At 70.6% G+C, this 4,127-nt stretch carries 3 protein-coding genes and 1 pseudogene; 2 read left to right on the forward strand and 2 right to left on the reverse strand.

What is annotated here, in order from left to right; all coding sequences use genetic code 11:
• Positions 1-383: pseudogene (locus tag DMB66_RS55200) on the reverse strand (tryptophan--tRNA ligase); the annotation flags it as partial.
• A gap of 152 nt (positions 384-535) precedes the next feature.
• On the opposite strand from DMB66_RS55200, the gene galE reads away from it, so the two are divergent.
• The gene (gene galE / locus DMB66_RS55205; RefSeq protein WP_125812032.1) at positions 536-1,513 is read left to right on the forward strand and encodes a UDP-glucose 4-epimerase GalE; all 978 of its coding nucleotides are present in this window, start codon (positions 536-538) and stop codon (positions 1,511-1,513) included.
• A gap of 13 nt (positions 1,514-1,526) precedes the next feature.
• Complete coding sequence (gene galK / locus DMB66_RS55210; protein WP_125812033.1) at positions 1,527-2,672, forward strand: galactokinase; 1,146 nt, start codon at positions 1,527-1,529, stop codon at positions 2,670-2,672.
• A 98-nt stretch (positions 2,673-2,770) separates the two neighbouring features.
• On the opposite strand, the gene DMB66_RS55215 is transcribed toward galK, so the two are convergent.
• Entirely contained in the window at positions 2,771-4,069 is a 1,299-nt protein-coding gene (locus DMB66_RS55215; protein WP_125812034.1) for a sulfate adenylyltransferase subunit 1, read from the reverse strand.
• Between the last annotated feature and the right edge of the window lie 58 nt (positions 4,070-4,127).

Here is a 4,127-nt window from a genome sequence, read left to right on the forward strand (position 1 = left end):
CTGGTGGTCTCCGAGCCCTGCTTGGCGGACTTGTCCTTGAACTGGACCATCCGGCCGGCCTCGCCGAAGCCGGTGATGCAGCTCAGCACCCAGGCGAGCTGCGCGTGCTCGGGGACGTGCGACTGCACGAAGAGGGTGCAGCGCTCGGGGTCCAGGCCCAGGGCGAGCAGCTGCGCCACCGACAACCGGGTGCGATTGCGCAGGGCCACCGGGTCATGCCCCATGGTGATCGCGTGCAGGTCGACGACGCAGTAGAAGGCGTCGGCGGTTTCCTGCATGGCTACCCAGTTGCGGACCGCGCCGAGGTAATTCCCGAGGTGGAATGAGTCGGCGGTCGGCTGGATGCCGGAGAGCACCCGGGGACGGTGGTCGGCGTCGGACATGAGCGCCATTGTGTCAGCTTCGGCGGGCTTTCCGTCAAACGCCCGCCTCCGGATAGTCTGATGTTTGAACGTGTTGACTTATGATCGTTCTTGGTGGAAAGTTGTTCTGGGATTCAGTGTGTCCTCCAGCATCCGCTACGAAAGGTCGCGACGTGAAACTGCTCGTCACGGGAGGTGCCGGGTACGTCGGCAGTGTCACCAGCCGACTGCTGCTCGACGCCGGACACGAGGTCACCGTCCTGGACAACCTCAGCACCGGCTTCCGCGAGGCGGTCGCCCCCGACGCCACCTTCGTGCAGGCCGACATCGCCGAGGCCGGCGGCGTGCTGACCGCGGCGGCGGGCTTCGACGCCGTGCTGCACTTCGCGGGCCTGATCGCCGCCGGCGAGTCGATGAGCCGGCCGGAGCTGTACTGGGACCACAACGTGGTCCGCTCGCTGGCCCTGCTCGACGCCGCCCGCGCCGCCGGGGTGCCGCGCGTCGTCTTCTCCTCCACCGCCGCGGTCTACGGCAACCCCACCGAGCTGCCGATCACCGAGGACGCGGTCAAGGCCCCGACCAACACGTACGGCGCCACCAAGCTGACCTTCGACCACGCGCTCACCTCCGAGGCGTTCGCGCACAACCTGGCCGCGGTCTCGCTGCGCTACTTCAACGTGGCCGGGGCGCTGATCCGGCCCGACGGCACCGCCATCGGCGAGCGGCACGACCCGGAGACCCACCTCATCCCGATCGCCCTGCAGGTCGCCGCCGGTAAGCGCGAGAAGCTGCAGCTCTTCGGCGACGACTACCCGACCGTCGACGGCACCTGCGTGCGCGACTACATCCACGTGCAGGATCTGGCCCGCGCCCACCTGCTCGCGCTCGATGCCGCCACCCCCGGCGAGCACAAGATCTACAACCTGGGCAACGGCAACGGCTTCTCCAACCGGCAGGTCGCCGAGGCGGCCCGCGAGGTCACCGGCGCCGAGCTGCCCGTCGAGGTGGCGCCGCGGCGCGACGGTGACCCGGCGACGCTGGTCGCCTCGTCGCTGCGGGCCCGCGACGAGCTCGGCTGGGTGCCGGAGAAGAACACCCTGGCCGACATGATCGGTGACGCCTGGGCGTTCTACCGCAGCCACGTCGCGTGATCTGATCATGGACATGACTGTTGCGTCCTCCGCCGCCGAGACCTTCCGGAACGCCTACGGCGCCGAACCCACGGGACTGTGGGCGGCGCCGGGGCGCGTCAACCTCATCGGCGAGCACACCGACTACAACGACGGCTTCGTGCTGCCCTTCGCCCTGCCGCAGCACGTGGTGGCGGCCGTGGCGCCCGCCGACACGCCCGGCTGGACGGTCTGCTCGACCTTCGCCCCGGAATCCGTCAGCTTCGCCGCGACGGAGCCCGGCGGGGTCGAGGGCTGGGCCGGCTACGTGGCCGGCATCGTCTGGGCGCTGGGCGACGCCGGCTTCACCGTGCCGCCGGCCCGGATCGCGATCGCCTCGGACGTGCCGCTCGGCTCCGGCCTGTCGTCGTCGGCCGCCCTGGAGTCGGCGGTGCTGACCGCGCTGGTCGAGCTGGGCGGGATGGACCTGCCGGTGGCCGACCGCCCGGCGCTGGCCCAGCGTGCCGAGAACGTGTACGTGGGCGCGCCGACCGGGATCCTGGACCAGTCGGCCTCGATCCGCTGTGTCGAGGGCAAGGCCCTGTTCCTGGACTGCCGGTCGCTGGAGGTCGAGCAGATCCCGTTCGACCTGGCGGCCGCCGGCCTGGCCATCCTCATCATCAACAGCAACGCGCCGCACCAGCACGTCGACGGCGAGTACGGCGCCCGCCGCAAGTCCTGCGAGGAGGCCGCCCGCATCCTGGGCGTGCCGGCCCTGCGGGACGTGACCCCGGCCGACCTGGACGCGGCGCTGGGCAAGCTCGATGACGACGTGATGCGCCGCCGCGTGCGGCACATCGTCACCGAGGACCAGCGGGTGCTCGACACGGTGGAGCTGCTGCGCGCGGGCCGGATCCGCGAGATCGGCCCGCTGATGACGGCGTCACACGCCTCGATGCGCGACGACTTCGAGATCACGGTCGGGCAGGTGGACGTCGCGGTCGAGGCGGCGCTGGCGGCCGGCGCGTACGGCGCCCGGATGACCGGCGGCGGCTTCGGCGGCTGCGTCCTGGCCCTGATCGACGCCGACCGGGCCGCCGAGACCACGGCCGCGGTGGAACGCGCGTACGCCGAGCGGGGTTTCACCGCGCCGACCACCTGGTCGGCCACGCCCGGCCCGGGCGCCGCCCGGCTGTCCTGAATCGGCGTGACCCGTCCCGGCGGGGAGCACACCATGCGACGACGCAAACGGCCCCGTCCCGGTCTTCAACGCACCGGGACGGGGCCGTTTGCGTCGTCCTACTGCGCCTCGATGATCATCCCGGCGCCGACCGTGCGGTTGGACGACTCGTCGATCAGGATAAAGCCGCCCGTGGTGCGGTTCCGGCGGTACTCGTCGGCCAGCAGCGGCACCGTGGTGCGCAGCTTGACCCGGCCGATCTCGTTCAGGCCCAGCTGCGGCGCGTTCTCGTCGCGGTGCAGCGTGTTCACGTCCAGCTTGTACTGCAGGCCGCGAACCACCGTGCGGGCCGTCCGGGTGGTGTGCTTGATGGTGTATTTCGCGCCGACGCGCAGCGGCGCCGTCTCGTCCATCCAGCAGATCATCGCCTCGATGTCCTGGGCGACCGCCGGCGCGTTGTGCGGCCGGCAGATCATGTCGCCGCGGGAGATGTCGATCTCGTCGGTCAGCCGGACCGTCACCGACATCGGCGGGAACGCCTCGGCGACCGGGCCGTCCGCGGTGTCGATCGCGGCGATCTTGCTGGTCATCCCGGACGGCAGCACCATCACGTCGTCGCCGGGCTTGAGCACGCCCGAGGCGACCTGGCCCGCGTAGCCGCGGTAGTCGGTGACGACCGTGGACTGCGGGCGGATCACGTACTGCACCGGGAAGCGCACGTCGACCAGGTTGCGGTCCGAGGCGATGTGCACGTGCTCCAGGTGGTGCAGCAGCGACGGGCCCTCGTACCAGGGGCTCTTCTCCGAGCGCGAGGCGATGTTGTCGCCCTCCAGCGCCGAGATCGGGATGACCGTCAGGTCCGGCGCGTCGAGCTTGGCCGCGAACGAGGTGAACTCGTCGGCGATCTTCTCGTAGACGCCGCGGTCCCAGTCGACCAGGTCCATCTTGTTGACGCAGAGCACCAGGTGCGGAACCCGCAGCAGGCTCGTCAGGAAGGCGTGCCGCCGGGACTGCTCGACCAGGCCCTTGCGGGCGTCGACCAGGATCAGCGCCAGGTCGGCCGTCGAGGCGCCGGTGACCATGTTGCGGGTGTACTGGATGTGCCCCGGGGTGTCGGCGATGATGAATTTGCGCCGCGGCGTCGCGAAGTAGCGGTACGCCACGTCGATGGTGATGCCCTGCTCCCGCTCGGCCCGCAGGCCGTCGGTGAGCAGCGCCAGGTTGGTGTATTCGTCGCCGCGGGCGGCGCTGACCGCCTCGACCGCCTCGAGCTGGTCGGAGAAGAGCGACTTGGTGTCGTAGAGCAGCCGGCCGATCAGGGTCGACTTGCCGTCGTCGACGCTGCCGGCGGTGGCGAACCGCAGCAGATCCATGTTGCGGGCCGGTGTGGCCTCGGGCTCCAGCACGGACTGACTCATCAGAAGTACCCTTCCCGCTTGCGGTCTTCCATGGCCGCCTCGCTGACCTTGTCGTCGC

Source organism: Actinoplanes sp. ATCC 53533, from assembly GCF_003947245.1.